The sequence below is a fragment of the Chloroflexus aurantiacus J-10-fl genome, assembly GCF_000018865.1.
Lineage (GTDB): Bacteria > Chloroflexota > Chloroflexia > Chloroflexales > Chloroflexaceae > Chloroflexus > Chloroflexus aurantiacus.
Window position 1 is genome coordinate 4,217,004 of the sequence record NC_010175.1, and the last position, 17,393, is coordinate 4,234,396.

Annotated in this window: 11 protein-coding genes; 9 read left to right on the top strand and 2 right to left on the bottom strand. The window is 56.1% G+C overall.

The window, feature by feature from the left end; translation table 11 throughout:
* Window positions 1-10: 10 nt before the first annotated feature.
* The 5 genes from CAUR_RS16535 to CAUR_RS16555 all read left to right on the top strand — a co-directional run bounded on the left by CAUR_RS16535 (window position 11) and on the right by CAUR_RS16555 (window position 2,999).
* Complete coding sequence (locus CAUR_RS16535) at window positions 11-253, top strand: hypothetical protein (protein WP_012258994.1); 243 nt, start codon at window positions 11-13, stop codon at window positions 251-253.
* A 164-nt stretch (window positions 254-417) separates the two neighbouring features.
* Window positions 418-759: a YrdB family protein gene (locus CAUR_RS16540; RefSeq protein ID WP_012258995.1), complete on the top strand. Its 342-nt coding sequence runs from the start codon at window positions 418-420 to the stop codon at window positions 757-759.
* A 38-nt stretch (window positions 760-797) separates the two neighbouring features.
* Window positions 798-1,406: a hypothetical protein gene (locus CAUR_RS16545; RefSeq protein WP_242604953.1), complete on the top strand. Its 609-nt coding sequence runs from the start codon at window positions 798-800 to the stop codon at window positions 1,404-1,406.
* Window positions 1,406-1,921, top strand: a complete 516-nt coding sequence (locus tag CAUR_RS16550) for a GNAT family N-acetyltransferase (RefSeq protein WP_012258997.1) — start codon at window positions 1,406-1,408, stop codon at window positions 1,919-1,921. Before CAUR_RS16545 ends, CAUR_RS16550 begins: the two co-directional genes overlap by 1 nt.
* Window positions 1,922-1,949: 28 nt before the next feature.
* Entirely contained in the window at window positions 1,950-2,999 is a 1,050-nt protein-coding gene (locus CAUR_RS16555; RefSeq protein WP_012258998.1) for a serine hydrolase domain-containing protein, read from the top strand.
* Window positions 3,000-3,151: 152 nt separating this feature from the next.
* On the opposite strand, the gene CAUR_RS16560 is transcribed toward CAUR_RS16555, so the two are convergent.
* Window positions 3,152-5,284: a DUF6345 domain-containing protein gene (locus CAUR_RS16560; RefSeq protein WP_012258999.1), complete on the bottom strand. Its 2,133-nt coding sequence runs from the start codon at window positions 5,282-5,284 to the stop codon at window positions 3,152-3,154.
* 299 nt (window positions 5,285-5,583) lie between these two features.
* Here CAUR_RS16560 and acnA point away from each other — a divergent pair, with 299 nt between their 5' ends.
* Window positions 5,584-8,325, top strand: coding sequence for an aconitate hydratase AcnA (gene acnA, locus CAUR_RS16565; protein WP_012259000.1), 2,742 nt, complete (start codon window positions 5,584-5,586; stop codon window positions 8,323-8,325).
* 526 nt (window positions 8,326-8,851) lie between these two features.
* Here the strand turns inward: acnA and CAUR_RS16570 are convergent.
* Entirely contained in the window at window positions 8,852-12,694 is a 3,843-nt protein-coding gene (locus tag CAUR_RS16570; RefSeq protein WP_479722942.1) for a magnesium chelatase subunit H, read from the bottom strand.
* Window positions 12,695-13,855: 1,161 nt separating this feature from the next.
* On the opposite strand from CAUR_RS16570, the gene CAUR_RS16575 reads away from it, so the two are divergent.
* The 3 genes from CAUR_RS16575 to CAUR_RS16585 all read left to right on the top strand — a co-directional run bounded on the left by CAUR_RS16575 (window position 13,856) and on the right by CAUR_RS16585 (window position 17,391).
* Entirely contained in the window at window positions 13,856-15,160 is a 1,305-nt protein-coding gene (locus CAUR_RS16575; protein ID WP_012259002.1) for an extracellular solute-binding protein, read from the top strand.
* Between the two features lie 168 nt (window positions 15,161-15,328).
* A complete protein-coding gene (locus CAUR_RS16580) occupies window positions 15,329-16,549 on the top strand; it encodes a carbohydrate ABC transporter permease (protein ID WP_012259003.1) in 1,221 nt (406 codons plus the stop codon).
* Entirely contained in the window at window positions 16,546-17,391 is an 846-nt protein-coding gene (locus CAUR_RS16585) for a sugar ABC transporter permease (RefSeq protein ID WP_012259004.1), read from the top strand. Before CAUR_RS16580 ends, CAUR_RS16585 begins: the two co-directional genes overlap by 4 nt.
* Window positions 17,392-17,393: the final 2 nt, after the last annotated feature.

Genomic DNA, 17,393 nt, shown 5'->3' on the forward strand with positions numbered 1-17,393 from the left:
AGATGAGCATATGAACACGACACGACAACCATCGTTGTATACAATTCGGCTACGCGGTAAACTGGATCGCGAACAGGCTGCATGGTTTCCAGAGTTGACCCATACTGACGACGAAGACGGCAATACCCTGCTGACGGGTGAACTGCCCGATCAGTCGGCACTGATGGGCATACTCTTTCGTGCCCACAATCTCAATTTGAAGATCTTGTGTGTGAAATTGAAGGTTCCCGTTGAAAGGGATAACAATGGATAAGTTGTCTGATTCCATGTTCGATAGTTCGGTTTGTACTCCTGTAGTGTACAGACCTTCTGATCCTCTGCACCCATATGCTCTGGATACTTAAATCCTGGGATAGACGGCATCGCTTCCATCTTCACGTCTATCAGGGCCATGCAATTGAGAATTAAGGAGAAAAAATGGAAATGCTGAAGTTATTCAATCGCGGGCTACGTTTCTTACTTGAACTCTGTGGCCTCATCGTGTTTGGGTATTGGGGATTCCAAACCGGCGACAACATGATGATGAAATTCCTGCTTGGGCTTGGCGTTCCTATCCTGTTCGCTGTGGTGTGGGGAACATTCCTGGCCCCCAAATCCACGCGGCGACTGAGAGAACCATGGCGCTCACTGATCGAACTCATCATCTTTGCGCTGGCGTGTTGGGCATTGTATAGCACAGGTGCAGTCAATCTATCGGTCGCGTTTGGTGGTATCTATATCGTCAACAAAATATTGACAGTACTTTGGAGACAACAATGAACAAACGAAATTGGCTGGCAGTTTTCGGTGTTGTGTACGTGTTGGCCTGGTTGATCGGGTTGGTAATCCCTACAGGCACGCTATCCCCATCTATGCCTGATGCAGAGCTTCGTCAGGCGCTGCTTGCCAATCAAACAGCGCGCCTGATACAGGTTTATCTCATTGACGGTGTGGCGGGTATTTCCATCCTGCTCTTCGCGGTTGCAGTATGCGGTCTATTCCAGACTCCAGGAGAAAAGAATCTTGCCCGTGTGGTTTTGAGCGCAGGCATTGCTGCGGGTACAATGTCACTGGTGCAGGCAAGCATTCAGCAGACCATGGTCAATTCGGCTCTACTCACTTCCGCCGAAACTCCCTTTCGTACCTTGCTGGTGTTGATCAACCAGATTGACACGTTCAAGTTGATGGCGCTGGCTTTGCTGAGCGTTTCCATCTCCACCATCGGTTTGCGCACCCATCTGCTCCCTGCCTGGGTCAACTGGTCTGGTATTGTCCTTGCTATTGCTCTGCTGCTCGGCGGACTCAGTTTCGCCTTTACCAATGCCATGCTCACCGTCATTCTGTTCGCTTCCCTCCCCATGCTGCTGATCTGGGTGGGTGCAGTTAGTACGGTGATGATGAACGATTTCAAACAAGGGATGAGATAATGAAAACGATGATCCGCCCTGAAACAGCCGATGATTTCAACGCCATTTACCTGATCAACCAACTGGCATTCAACCGCGAAAATGAAGCGCACCTGGTGGAGGAACTGCGCTCTGCTGGAGCGATCATCTTGTCGCTGGTGGCACAGATGGAGGATAGAATCGTCGGCCATATCCTGTTTTCACCGGTTGTAATCACCGATGCCGACGCGCACTGGCAGGCTGTCGGATTGGGACCGATGGCAGTCCTGCCTCAGCTTCAACATCGGGGAATTGGTTCAGCCCTCATCCATGCCGGGCTGGCTGAACTCAACAAGCTCGGTCACGATGTCGTCGTTGTGCTGGGGCATCCCGGCTTCTATCCCCGCTTCGGGTTTAAGCCGTCTAAACCATTTGGCATTGCGTGGGAGATTGATGTGCCTGAAGAAGTGTTCATGGTGAAGGAATTGCGTAGTGGGGCGCTCAACGGTAGAAAGGGTGTCGTCCGCTATCACCCTGCGTTCAATGGAGTTGAATAATCACTATTGGTAGGATGTAATTGAAACTATGAACCTGCGCGCCCATCTGGAACAACTGCGAACCGAAATGAACGTACCCGCCCTCGCTGCCTTTGTTGTCAGCCATGAGTCCACCCTCGCTGCGGATGTGGTTGGGTTGCGCCACGCTGATCACCCAAACGACCCGCTTACCCTGGTAGATTACTTCCAAATCGGCTCCAACGCCAAAGCGTTTATCGCCACTACCTGCGCTGCATTGGTCGAAAAAGGGCTTATCACGTGGAATACTCCCGTCGCCAGCCTGTTTCCCGAACTGTCAGGGGCAATCCTTCCCCCTTACCGCACCATCACGCTGCGACATCTGTTGCAACATCGTTCCGGTTTGCCCGCTTACACCGACACAGACAGCCCCGATTTCATCCTGCCCGATTTCGATAACGTACCTGATAGCGCACACGTTAATCACTTTGCGATCTGGCTGATGCAAACCTGCCCGCCACGCGATCCGCCAGGCAGTCAATTCACCTATTCCAATGCCGGTTACAGCCTGGCGGCTGCCATACTGGAACGCGCAGCCGAAAGCCCATGGAATCTTCTCTTGGACAATCTTGTGCTCAGGCCGCTCAACATCCAGGCGTATCCTGGCATACAACATCCAGCGCGCATAAATGCAGCGCAACCCTGGGGTCATTGGTTTGAAAACGGCATATATCACCCCTGCGCTGTCGATCAAGAGATTGTTCCACCTTGTTTTGCACCTGCTGGGGATATGTGCATCTCCCTGCCAGACTATGCCCGCTTTTTGCAATTCCACCTGAAGGGGCTGCAAGGCAAAGACGATCTTCTGCCTGCTGCGCTTATCCAGACTCTTCACAACGACGGAGCATTGGGACAGGGCATGGGCTGGGGAATCAATGCGCTGCGCGGCATGGAGTCGCTTGGGCGCTGGAGCCTGCACGCCGGTTCAACCGGCACATTTTATGCTATTGCTGCCCTCTCACATGACTATAACCTGGGCTTTGCTTTATTCACAAATGCTGGTGTGCCTGAGTTAACCTTTGCGCTCAAAAGCCTGATTTCCAATTGGTTTCGCCTGTAAATATCTCTATCAGACGCGCTCCTTCACGCCTTACGGTAGTAACTCAGGTTATGCCCATCCTCTGTGTCCTCTGTGTCTCTGCGGTGATAAAGGTAGCGACTTGGGTTATTACGGGGGTAGATTGGATATCTACCCCCTGTAGCCTTTTCCTCCTAAAACTCCCACCACACCCAATTGTATGATGTCACCGGGAACGGTCGTGATGGGAAGTCCCCACCCGGCTTGGGCAGTTTGTCGTTAATTGGGTTCACCGTTGTGCTACGGGCGTAGATATAGGCTGGCTTGCCGGCATTCATATCAAAGGCGGTCTTCACCCACGCCTGTGCAATCGTAAGTTGTGCCCACGGAAAATCAATCCCCAGGAAGGATGGCATCCGCATGTTGTTCATCAACTGACCACCGAATGCGACGTCGGCCATGTTGCTGTTGAAGCCGAGCAGCATATGGGCACCCTGAAAGGCGTTAAACCAGCGTCGGATAGGCTCACTACCGGCTGCATATCCCTGTACCCGCAGCGTCTGACACGAGGCGAAGCCGACCCAGCGCAGAGATTGATAACGGGCGTTCGTGCCATCAAACCAGGTGCTATCCTTGTTTGACGCCATTGAGATGCCACCTGGTCCACCGTGGCCGGCGTAGTATACGAAGGCCGCCCGATCAACACCGAATGTACAATCAATCCCACCCAGACTGCAATCACGCCAGTCGCGCTCCCAGGCTGCCGAATTTGACCAGAAGAAGCGCTGGGTATAGCCGTAACTCAGCATACCGAACCGTAACCCATTGACATCGGGTATCACACCGGGCAGATCCGATCCTCCCGTCCCGGCTGGTGGATAGTCCCAGTTGCCTTCGATCCCGAAGGTGTAGCTGGCTTGACTGAGTTCGATCTGCGGTATCGCACTGGAACTGGTACCCGCGCGAATGATCACCGGAATATAAAGAAACCGAAAATCGGGAGTCAGGCTAATGCTCGCGTCACGTTGCACGCCATTGTCGTCGGTCACCCGCAAGATGACGGTTTGAGCGTCTGGTGTCGTCTCGCGCAGACTCGCCGGTAGGGTTGTCGTTAACGTTACTGTGCCGGGAGTGTTGCGGGTGGCCGGATTGCTCAGCGGTGTCTCATCGCCGAGGAACCACTGATAGGTATACGGAGCGGTGCCATCGGCGATGGTGCCGTTGAAGGTTACTGCACTACCCGGCTGAAATGTGCTGCCATTGGTGGGTGAGGTAATGTTGACCGTCGGTGCAAACCCTCCCGATCCACCTGCTGCCAGAGGTACTGAGAACGAGCGGAGCACAATCTCCTCGCCACCCGGTAGCGTGACCGTGATATTGTCAAATACAGCCTCTGGTTCGATAATAGACTGCTCAACGGCGAAATCGTCAACCTGATAACTCAATACCGGATTGGGCACATTCACCGTTGCGCCGGGGTATGATCGCTCGACGGTCTGCTGCACCTCGTTGCGCACCTGGTCGAAGCTCCGCACCGGTACCTCTGCTACAAAATCAAGACTCCTGCCATGGAAGGGCATGGCAATCGCCGCTAAACCGGGGACTGAACTATCCAGTGAGTCTCCACCTCCCTGTTGAGTAAGCAGCGTGTCGGTTGTCGTAAACAGGAGCGATAGATGGCCGCCCGCGCCACCGATAGGGATGAACTGCTGACCATTGACAAAACCAAACGGTACTTCAACCACCACACCAACCACCGACTCAGTAACCTGGCCCAGGCCGGCACCGCTGACCGGTACCTGCGCTGCCCGGATGAGGATAGTGCGGCCAAAGTCTTTCGGGTCACTACACGTGCCTGGTATTGTGGGCAGACGTACCGGATAGTTACTCTGGCTGTTTCCAATCAGTGTGCCGTCGTGGCTGACCAGATCGTTATTCCTGAGAAAGAGACAGGCCAGGCGTTTGGCTTCCTCTTCATCTACTGCACCAGTCGGCGTTTCACGTCCCAAACCATCAATGTCATACGCGAAAAAACCGCCTGATGCCTCATATTGAGTCAGCACCGTGCGGTTTTGTTCGTTCAAACGAAAGAGGCGGTTCTTGCCACGGAATTCATCCTGACCCGCGGTTGCGGTACGACCAATCCCTTCGAGTAAGCCACCTAACTGTTGGGTGGTGTCATTGCTCACGAGTAATTTTGTTAAGCGAAAGACTGGTAGGAATGTCGTGGTCTGAGCCGGTGCCGGAGTTGCTGGCCAGAGTGCCAGACACAGCGCACTCATTATGAACAGCGTGAACCATACCTGTGCGCGCACCCTGAGTCTCATGGTCTCCTCCTCACTCCATACTCGCGGAAACAATCCGCCTGAAATGAGGACGAGAAAGAGTTTAAGGTTAGACATTTCAGGCTTTTATGATCTTAAACGTATATCCCAACAGAAATAATCACCCGAAAGTACTGTGTCATGCATTGATTGCAAGCGGATGTCGTATAATTCTACTGCTATATCACGCTTTGGGAAGTTTGTGTGGCCTATCACAACATTGTTATCAGTCGTGCTATAATCGCTCTACCACAAGATGGAATGGCCTTCCGTTGCAAAGGTACAACCGAAGGAGATGACCGATGGCCAACAGTTTTGGTGCTCGCTCGACTCTCACGGTCGGCGACCGAACCTACGAAATCTACCGACTTGACGCTCTGACTGCCCATGGTGTAAATCTTGCCCGCCTGCCCTATTCGCTCCGCATTCTGCTGGAAAATCTTCTCCGTCACGAGGACGGACGTACCGTTACCGCCGATGACATTCTGGCCCTCGCTAACTGGCAACCCCAGGCTGAGCCGGAACGCGAAGTAGCGTTTATGCCGGCCCGCGTTATTCTGCAAGACTTTACCGGTGTGCCGTGCGTTGTCGATCTGGCGGCAATGCGTGATGCGATGGCTGAATTGGGTGGTGATCCTCGTCGCATCAATCCGTTGCAGCCGGTTGAGCTGGTGATTGACCACTCGGTACAGGTCGATGCCTACGGCTCAGAAGCTGCTCTGTTGATCAACAAAGATCTGGAGTTCCAGCGGAATGTTGAGCGCTATGCCTTCCTGCGTTGGGGGCAGACGGCGTTTGATAACTTCAAGGTCGTGCCTCCCGGCAACGGCATTGTCCACCAGGTCAACCTGGAGTATCTGGCCCGTGTCGTCTTCACCAGCGACGAGAATCCACGCGCTACCGGGCCGGTACAGGCCTATCCCGATACACTGGTTGGTACCGACTCACACACCACGATGATCAATGGTCTTGGTGTGTTAGGCTGGGGTGTTGGCGGTATCGAAGCTGAGGCTGCGATGCTCGGTCAGCCACTCTCGATGCTGATCCCCCAGGTGGTTGGTTTTAAGCTGACCGGGCGTTTGCGTGAAGGGGCAACCGCGACTGACCTGGTGCTGACAGTAACCCAGATGCTGCGCAAGCTGGGTGTCGTGGGCAAGTTTGTCGAGTTCTTCGGTCCCGGGCTGGCCCATCTGCCGCTGGCCGACCGGGCCACGATTGCGAATATGGCACCTGAATACGGTGCGACCTGCGGTATCTTCCCGGTCGACGAGGAGACACTCCGCTATCTGCGCTTCTCGGGTCGCAGTGAAGAGCGGGTGGCGCTGGTCGAGGCCTATTTCAAAGCGCAAGGCCTCTTCCACGATGAGCACACTCCCGAAGCTGAATATTCGACGGTGCTCGAACTCGATCTGAGCACGGTTGAGCCGAGTGTTGCCGGTCCCAAGCGGCCAGAGGGGCGCGTGCCGCTGCACGAGGTCAATCGCACGTTCCACATGGCCGTGCCGACAATTATCAATCCAACCCAGCCCGATACCGCCCTCTCGGCAGCCGATTTTGCTGCCACAGCGGTAGCCGTGCCCGGTGCCGATTACAAGCTGCATCACGGTTCGGTAGTCATTGCTGCGATCACATCCTGTACCAATACTTCTAACCCATCGGTGATGGTGGCTGCCGGCCTGTTGGCCAAAAAGGCGGTTGAAGCCGGTTTGAGTGTGAAGCCGTGGGTGAAGACTTCACTGGCTCCAGGCTCGAAGGTTGTGACCGAATACCTGACCAACGCCGGTCTGCTGCCCTATCTCGAAGCGCTTCGCTTCCACGTCGTCGGTTACGGCTGCACAACCTGTATCGGGAATTCGGGACCGCTCGCCCCGGAAATCAGCCAGACCATCGAGCAGTCTGGTCTGGTCGCGGTCTCTGTGCTCTCCGGTAATCGCAACTTCGAGGGTCGTGTCCAGCAGGATGTGAAGGCCAACTATCTGATGTCGCCGCCACTTGTGGTCGCCTACGCCATCGCCGGTCGCATCGACATCGATCTCGACAAGGAGCCGCTTGGGGTTGGTAAGGATGGTAAGCCGGTCTACCTGCGCGACATCTGGCCTTCGCAGGCTGAAGTCCAGCAAACTATCGAGACGGCCATCCAGTCCGAGATGTATCGCCGTTCGTATGCCAGTGTCTTTGTGGGTGATGAGCGGTGGGAGAATATTCCGGTGCCGGCCGGTGATCGCTTCGCCTGGGATCCGCAGAGCACCTACGTGCGTCGACCACCCTACTTCGACCAGATGAGTCCAACGCCGCCGGCACGGGTGGCCGAGATCCATGGGGCACGTGTCCTGGCGTTCCTCGGCGACAGCATCACCACCGATCACATCAGCCCTGCCGGGAGCATCAAAGTCAACTCTCCCGCCGGCAAGTATCTGATCGAGCATGGTGTGGCACCGGCAGATTTCAACAGCTATGGTGCGCGCCGTGGTAACCACGAAGTGATGGTACGCGGTACCTTTGCCAATGTCCGTCTCCGCAACAAGCTGGCGCCGGGTACCGAAGGTGGCTTCACCACCTATCTCCCAACCGGCGAGGTGATGACGATCTACGATGCGGCGATGCGTTACCAGGCCGATGGCACGCCGCTGGTGGTGATTGCCGGCAAGGAATACGGCAATGGCTCATCGCGTGACTGGGCAGCCAAAGGGCCGTATCTGCAAGGCGTGAAGGCGGTTATCGCCGAGAGCTTCGAGCGTATCCATCGCTCAAATCTGGTCGGGATGGGTATTGTGCCGTTGCAGTTTATGCCCGGCGAAAACGCGGCCAGCCTTGGCCTGACCGGTCACGAAGTCTATGATGTTATCGGTCTGGCCGATGCTATTGCCAGCGGCTTCGCCAACGGGCGCATCCTGACGGTGCGGGCAACTGCCGGTGATGGCACGGTGCGCGAATTCCAGGTTCGTGTCCGCATCGACACACCGCAGGAAGTCGAATACTACCGCCACGGTGGTATTTTGCAGTACGTGCTGCGCCAGTTGCTGGCTGAAGATCAGCAGGGATAATACCTGCGGCAAGGTGAACAGGCACATCCACCACCCGTAGGGGCGGGTTTAGAACCCGCCCCTACGGAACCTGCCCATTCCGTATAAAGCCGCCGATCTTCACGGATCGTTGCGAGTGGGACGGATAGTCACGGATCACCCCTTTTCTGCGCCCCGGATCAGCGTGTCGCCAGTGTGGAGTGCGGCAGCCATGCTGCCGCGCCGACCGTACTCCCCGCCCCCAACCGGCGCGCAGCGCCAGCATGGTGGGGATGACACCAAATCTGGTTTCATAGAAGTCATAGATAGAAGTCATAGCAAGTTATCTGGAACTCGTTGGTGCGTCTCTGCTATCAAATCTGCTACAATCCAATTTGGCTTCCCGGTTCGCCGCATCGCTTGTATGGCAAGGTGAATAGGCACATCAACCACCCGTAGGAGCGGGTTCTAAACCCGCCCCTACAGATCACCGCATATTCAGTCCCAGGCAGTGCTGCACAATGTTATTCAAGATTTGACATAAGAAGTTACACCCTCTTCCACCCCGTCACCGCACCCCTTCCAGCCGATCTTCGAGATCGGCATAGATCTCGCGCAACTGGGCCAGCGTCTCTTCATCGGCTTGCCAGAACCCACGGTTATGGGCTTCGAGGAGCCGTCCGGCAATGCTGGCGGTGGCATGCGGGTTGAGACTGGCTAACCGCTCACGCATCGCCGGATCGAGCAGGTAGGTCTCGGCCACTCCCTGGTAGACCCAGTCTTCAACCGCCTGCGCGGTTGCACTCCAGCCGAAGGTATTGCTCACTCGAATCTCGATCTCGTGGACACCCTCGTAGCCGTGTTTGAGCATCCCTTCGTACCATTTCGGGTTGAGCAACTTGGCCCGACTCTCCAGACGTACCACCTGTTCCAGCGAGCGAACGCGACTGGCTCCCGGCGTGACTAACTCGGCTACTTCACCCATCAACGTCGTCGGACGCACACCACGGGTCTTCTCAACGCTCTTAGTCAGGCCACCGAGATACTCGTAGTAGTGGTCAATGTCACTAATGCCATTCTCAACGCTATCAATGTTCTGGAAGGTGACACTCACCGTTGCCAGTGCTCGCTCCATCAGGGCGCGTGACTCACTCCATTCACCACCCGGCTGAAGCGCAAAACCCTTGCGTGTTATAAACGCTTCGGCCAGTTGCCCATCTTCCTCCCACGTACTGCTCTCGACCAGATGGTTGACATTTGCCCCGTAGCTGCCCGAGGCGTTCGAGAAGACACGTGTCGCCGCCGCTTCGACACTCAACCCCAATTCAGCAGCCTGGGCTAAGGCATGGGCGCGAACAAAGTTCTGCTCAGGCGGCTCATCGGCGGTAGCTGCCAGTCGAATCGCCCGGTCGATCAGACGCGCCTGCGCTGCAAACAGATCGCGGAAAATACCACTCACCGTCAGCACAACGTCGATGCGTGGCCGACCGAGTTCGGCCAGCGGTATCAGTTCGACAGTGGTGATCCGACCGAGTTCATCGGCAACCGCACGGGCACCGATCAGCGCCAACGCCTGGGCAATCCCTTCTCCCTCGGTCTTAATGTTGTCGGTTCCCCACAGCACCATCGCGACCGTTTCAGGGTACGCACCCTGCTCGGCGCGTATCCGTTCCAGGAGTTCATGGGCGACTGCCGTGCCGGAAGTTGCTGCGGCCTGAGTGGGAATATGGAACGGATCAAAGGCGTGAATATTGCGTCCGGTCGGCACAACGGTAGGATTCCGCACCACATCATTCCCGGCCGAGGGTAATACATAGCCGCCATTCAAGGCACGGAGCAGACTGCTCACTTCGCGCTCGGTCGTCATGCGGCGTTGAATATCGAGCAGGTAGTTCCACAGCGGTGCGAGGAGGTGAGGATTTAAATTGACATAACGCTTCAACGCTTCATCGGCGGCCCGCCCGTCACCGTGCTCGACCAGGGCAGTGATCGCCGCCCGGCAAATCTCTTCGATATGGCGATACTGTTGCTGCGCTGCCGGATCGTGGCGCAGGCGCCCGGTGAGTGCAGCGTAATCCAGTCCCAATGCGCGCCCGACCAATACCGGCAACGGTTCGAGCGGTGCCTGATTGGGGCCGCCTGGGACACGGGCAAAGGTTGCGATCAGATTAAGCGTATCGATCTGCTCACCGGTCTGTGGCGGCTCGCCAAGCACATGCAACCCAACCGGGATCATCCGCTCTTCGACCTGCAATAGCTCGTGACTCAGCGCAGCTACATACGCATCACCTTCACCCTCGGCAACCAGATGCAGCGCTTCGGCCTGCGTGCGCAGATCGGCAAGCAAGCCAGGGTCAGGCTGAGCGCGGTACCGATCAATACTATCTTTGAGTGCACGTAGCCCTTTGTACAGACCGGCTTGCTGTACCGGTGGTACCAGATAACTGATCAGTGTAGCCATACCGCGCCGACGGGCAATGCTGCCTTCGCTCGGATTGTTCACGCAGTAGTAGTAGAAGTTGGGGAGCGCGCCGATCAGGCGCAAAGGCCAGCATTTGGCACTAAGACCTGCCTGTTTTCCCGGCATAAATTCGAGCGCACCATGCGTGCCAAAGTGCAGCACGGCGTGAGCCTGGAAGACTTTGCGCAACCAGACGTAATACGCAGCAAAACCGTGGTGTGGTGCCGCGTCTTTGCTCATGAGCAAACGAATGGGATCGCGTTCATAGCCAAAGCTTGGTTGCAGACCGACAAACACGTTGCCAAAGCGCCGCCCTAGAATGTGCAGACGCTTCCCGTCGCTCAGCAACTCACCCGGCGCCGGCCCCCAGTACGGCTCTATATCGACATAATCCGGGAAGAGCCGCCGATACTCCTCAACCGGCAGCGAATCGGCGACATTCCCATCGGTTCCGTAGAGCAGAGCATTCCCTTCTACCACCATCCGTCGCAGATCATCAACACTTGCCGGCAGATCGACTGTGTAGCCGGCGGCGTGGAGCGCCTGCATCAGGCGAAAGACACTGGTGAACACATCGAGGTAGGCCGCTGTCCCGGCATTTCCCAGGTTAGGCGGAAAATTGAAGAGCGTGATGGCAATCCGGCGCTCGGCAGGTGGTGTGCGCCGCAGGGCAACCCGTGCGGCAATTCGCTCGGCGGCCAGATCAATCTCGGCGAGGAGTGGCGTAATCTCTTCGCGTCCGCGTTGCATACCGCCGACCACCAGCGGGTCGGTGGCACCATCAAGTTCGGGGAGCGATACATTCAGGGCGAGTTGAAATGGAGCAATGCCGCGATCGTCGGTACGCCACTGCTCGATGTGTTGAAATACCAGAGGGAAGAGATCGAGTGTCGGCGTATCGAGTTGATCAAGCGTAGCGCTGGCCTGATCAGGATCAGTACTGGCCGGTCCTCCGACCAGAGCAAAACCGGTCGTGTTGACCAGCAGATCGACATCGGCAGTCGGCGCCTGCCCTCGCTGCCGGGCAGGTCTGGTGAAGAACCGTTCGACGGTAGGTCGCATATCGAGCGTCGGGCTATATGCGGCGCGCGCCTCGATACCACGGGCTTCGAGGGCGCGAATCAGGGCGTCGAGATGAGCACGATTTCCCGACAACGCAAAGGGCCGCATAGTAAGCAGGCCAACACTGCCCTTGTGCAAAGCGTGCCGCTGTTTGCGCCGCCAGGCCCGATAAGTCTCCAGATCGGCGAAGGGAGCTGGCGACTCAGGGTGAAATACACCCATCTCTGGGATGTCCTGCGGGTCGAGCACCGGTAGCTTTCCTTTATAGCCCGGCACGTAACGTTCGATGAGCATTAACAACAGACGGCGCAGATTTTCCGGCGAGCTGGCGGCCCAGAACTGATGCGCCATCACGTAAGTGTGAATATCACGCGCCTTACCGGGCAAAAACTTCAGCATCTTGCTCAGACCGCGCACCAGCGACATCTGGCGTTGAATTTCGCCGTGCCCGTGTTTGGGTTGAAACTGACTCAGCCACTGCCGAAATGCACTCTGCTCGGCTGCGGGTTTGGGGCGCAGATCAAACTTACCGACGCGGGTCTGGCGAATCAGCGAAGGGCTACTCATAATCATACAGACCGGGCAGGACGCCGACGAGAGAATATCACTCAACGGGCGCACATACTCCTCGCCGAAGAGCATCGAACCAAAGACAAAATCGGCCCGCGCTACAGCGGCTGCCAGGTGTTCCCAATCAGCCGCGCTGTGCATGTTCGACGGTGTAAAGTAATCAATTGCCAGCCGCAATCCGTACTCACGCTCGATACTCGCGGCTGCCTGCCGTAGAGCGGGAGCGTTGTTCGCTTCGATACATAAAAACACGAAGCGCATAGCCGATCTCCTTAAATACGCTGCTACCTGAACTGAGTACATTATATGATATGTCATTATAGAGATATAGTCTCAAAATAGAAAGATCGCATCCCAGAATGTCAATTCTGAGTGAAGGTTTGGTAACCGGCCTGGTTTGGATTGGGGTACAGCGAATAACAAGGCACAGCGCTCGGCAAGAAGATGCTCAACAACGTACTGACAGCACTGTGTAGTGCCGACTGTTGTAAGACGAATATCGGGAATAACCCAAGTGCTACCTTTATCACTACAGAGACATTGAGGACACAGAGAATGGGTATAACCCGAAAGGCTCTTAAGGCGTCAAGTAGCACGTGTATGGGAAATGGCTGCCCCCAACGGTTCATACAGTTACGCTGCACGGTACAGCTTCCAGGCTGCCGGTATGACAGCGAGGAGAGCTGACGACCATCATTGATTCCATCACGCGCTGGATTTGGTTGCCTTGCCCGCCCATTATGCGCGTGTCGCGTCGTTTGGAGTGCGGCAGCGTGGCTGCCGCGCCAACCGTGCTCAGGCTCAAGGTCTGGTCACAGCGATTTCCGTACCGGTCGCATGAACAATATGCAGAGGTACAGGTGATAGACAAGCGCGGACGGGAAGCATCCCCCTGGAGCGAGGTACCCCTCACTGGCCTGATCAGCAGCGATACGTCCATCTGTCCAGCGCCACAGGCCGCCGTCTGCGCTACGTTTGTTACATCACCGAACAGTGCAATTGATCGTATTGACCTCTCTGGACAACGCACCGTCCAGGCTCCCAACAGCGGATCTTCCTCTGCGCTCTCCGTGTCTCTATGGTCAATCTCCCTATCCTCACCCGTCTCCACTGATCATTTTGCGGTATAATTTCATGGCACCTACTTGACAGCATGGCAAGAGTGGTGTATAGTTGTTTGCGAAAAGGTTGTAAGCAAAACAATGTCAGACACAACTATTAGTGGCAGGGCAAAACCGTACTCAGACTCTCAGTTGCTGCCATTGATGCAGTAACATACCTTGCTTCGGTACCAGACGGTTTTGTTCCTGCTGCACACAATGCTCTGACATAACTGTGTGCCAAAAGGAGGTGGTTTGTCTCTACCGTACCGGGTCTAATGCCTTTTCGATGAATTTGTCTATCTGTTCGTCATTCCAGATTTCCGTTGTTGTGCTGTTGTCGTAGAAGACACAGTCAAGGAGTACAACCGTGAGTGCAATGAAGCGTGCTTTGATTGCTCTGTTCCTCGCCGCCGCAATGATTTTGGCGGCATGTGGTTCGAATCAGACGGCCACTCAGCCGACCACCGCTCCTGCCGAGCAGCCGACCACCGCTCCTGCCGAGCAGCCGACCACCGCTCCTGCCGAGCAGCCCACCACCGCACCCTCTGCTCAACAGGTTACCATTCGTATCTGGCATCAGTGGGATGGTGCGTATCTGACTGCGATTGAGCAGGCTTTCCGTGATTACGAAGCCGCCAATCCGAATGTCAAGATCGATCTCTCGAAGCCGGAAGATGTCAGCAATGCGTTGAATGTGGCGATTCCCGCCGGTGAAGGCCCCGATATTATCGGTTGGGCGAATGACCAGATCGGTCAGCAGGCACTGGTTGGCAACATCGTCGCGCTGAACGATTACGGCATCACCGAGGATTTCCTGCGCAGCACCTATGAGCCGGCTGCAGTCAATGGTGTGATCTGGCAGGGCAAGATTTGGGCATTGCCGGAGACCCAGGAAGGTATTGCTCTAATCTACAACAAGGCAGTCGTGGGCGATATGCAGTTGCCGACCAGCCTCGATGAGCTGTTGCAGATGGCGAAGGATTTCCGCGCTGCCAACCCTGACAAGACCTTCGTCTGCAACCAGGGCTTCGGTGGTAACGATGCGTACCACGTCGCTCCGATCTACTTCGGCTACGGTGTTCCGAGCTATGTTGACGATGAGGGCAATGTCTACGTTAACACGCCGGAGATGATCAAGGGTGGCGAGTGGCTGGCCGAGATGAGCAAGGTCTCGTTCAGCGAGCAGAGCTACGACATCTGCAAGGCTGCTCTGGCTGAAGGCAAGGCGGCTATGTGGTGGACCGGCCCGTGGGCGATTGCCGGTATCGAGCAGGATGGTGTTGATTACGGCATTCTGCCGATGGGCAAGCCCTTCGTCGGTATCAAGACCCTGATGCTGACCCGCAATGCGGTTGAGCGCGGCAATGCTGAGGTGGCGCTCGATATTATGAAGTACTTCACCAGCGCCGAGGTGCAGGCGAAGCTGGCCTTGACCAACAAGACGGTGCCCGCAGCGACCGCAGCGCTCCAGAACCCCGAGGTCGCCGCGCTGCCCACGCTGGCCGGCTTTGGTGCCGCCCTTAATACGGGTGTGCCGATGGCCAACACCCCCTTCGCTTCGGCCCAGTGGGGTCCGGTCGGTGAGGCAAGCGTTGCCATCTGGACCGGTGCGCAGACGCCGGCTGAGGCGCTGGCCGCTGCCCAGCAGGCGATTGAAGCTGCGATTATGCAGATGAAGTAAACCTTCCGTGTAGGGGTGAGCAAGGTTCGCTCACCCCTTTTGAACGCCGTCGTTATCAACAACACGAGCCGGACCACGCTGTCCGGCTCACTCACTACACCCGCTGCGCCGGTTGGGCGCCCGGTAGCCGATGACTGGCCTGCCGGTTGCTTCCAGTGAGGTACGCACATGGTCTCGTGGTCTAATCGCCGCAAAGCGCTCACCGTTCTGCTCTTCACCGGTCCCACTATCATTGGTATTTTGCTGTTCAATATTTATCCTATTCTGCTCAGTGTATATACCTCGTTTACCAATCGTAATCGTTTTCGCCCCAACCCCGATTGTGACGTGTTTCTGACCGGTATCCTCGATCCGCTGTGCTGGCCGCAATTCCGTACCAGCGCACCGGTTGGTCTGGGACAGCCGTACCGGTTACAAGACCCTCTCTTTGCGAATTACGCGAATCTGATCGGTAATCTCTTTACCCCAGAGGCGTTGTCGGCAATGGCTGCCATTGCCCTCTGCTTTGTGCCCCTGGTCGCGGCTGCGTTCGTGAACCGACGCTTGCAGCGCATGATGGAACCGCCGGTCGCGCCGTCGATTGTCTGGTTGGGAGCGTTGGTGCTGGGTTTTATCCTGGCGGCGGTTATCAATGTCGCCAATGCGTATGAGACGCTGATGCGCAGCGGCGATTTTGTGGTTGTGGTCTTCCGCACGTTGCTCTTTGTGGTTGCACGGGTGCCGTTCAGTTTTCTGCTTGGTCTGACCTTTGCCCTGCTGCTGAACAGTGACTATCTCCCCGGTCGCACGTTGTTTCGGGTGTTGCTCTTCGTGCCATGGGCTGCATCCTCACTGGCGATTCTGATGGCCCTGATCTGGCAGTTCTTCTTCCGCGAACAGGGAACCCTCAATCAGGTGTTGGCGATCTTTGGGATTGACGGCCCGTCCTGGCTCCGTGATCCGGTCAGTGCGTTTGCAATTGTGGTGCTGGTTGACACCTGGTTTTCGTATCCCTTCTTTATGATCGTGATTCTGGGTGCGCTGCAGGCGGTTCCTCGCGATGTGTACGAAGCGGCTGAGCTGGATGGCGCTTCCTGGTGGCAGCAGCTTACCCGTATTACCTTGCCGCTGATCCGTCCGGCAGTACTTCCGGCAACGGTCTTGACCTCGATCACCGCATTTCAGATGTTCGGTACGGTGTGGGCAATCACTCAGGGTGGGCCGGTGAATGAGGTCGGTCGGCCCGGTGCAACTGAGTTTGTGATTGTGTACGCCTACAAGCAGATTTTTCAAACTCAGAATTACGGTAACGCGACCGCTTTTGCCGTCATTCTCTTCATTTTCCTGTTTACGGCTACCCTCTATAGCCTCCGGTTGACGCGCATCACGAAAGGGGCCTACGAGTCATGATTCGCAAGCCTTCTCGACCGGTGTTGGTGTTGCAGTACACCATCCTTATTCTCGGCGTGCTGTTTGCTGTCTATCCGCTCTGGTTTGCTTTTCTCGCCTCTGGTCGTACCGGTGATCGCCTCTACACGCTCAATCTGCTCGGAATGTTTATTCCCACGGAATGGACGTTCGAGAACTATCGGGCGATGATCTTCGACCGGCCACTCCTGACGTGGTTGCGTAATAGCATCTATGTCGCTGGTGTGACGACGGTTGCCTCGCTGGTCATTACTACCTCAGCCGCATTTGCCTTTTCGCGCTTTAAGTTTTACGGTCGCGAGTTTGCTCTGATTTTGCTGCTGGCAATTCAGACCTTCCCCGGTGTGTTGAGTCTGGTTGCGGTTGCCCAGTTGCTGACGGCGTTGGGGCTGTATGGCAAGCACGAAGGGCTTATTCTGGCTTATACAACCGGTACCCTCGTCTTTAGTACCTGGAATATGAAGGGCTATTTCGATACCATTCCGATTGAGCTGGAAGAAGCGGCAATGATCGATGGCTGTGGTCCGATCCAGTCGTTTATCTTAATCGCATTGCCCCTGGCCCGTCCTGCACTGGCGGTTACCGCACTGCTCGGTTTCCTGGCCGGGTGGGGTGATTTCATCTTTGCCTCGGTGCTGGTACCGGCTCCCGATAGCATGAAGCTGGTGGTTCCCGGCCTGTTCAGTCTTGCCAATAGCCAGAGCGTGCCGTGGGGTAATTTTGCGGCTGGTGGTTTGTTGATTATCCTACCGACCATTATTGTCTTTTTGATGCTCCAGCGCTTCCTGGTGTCGGGATTAACGGTTGGTGGTGTAAAGGGATAAAT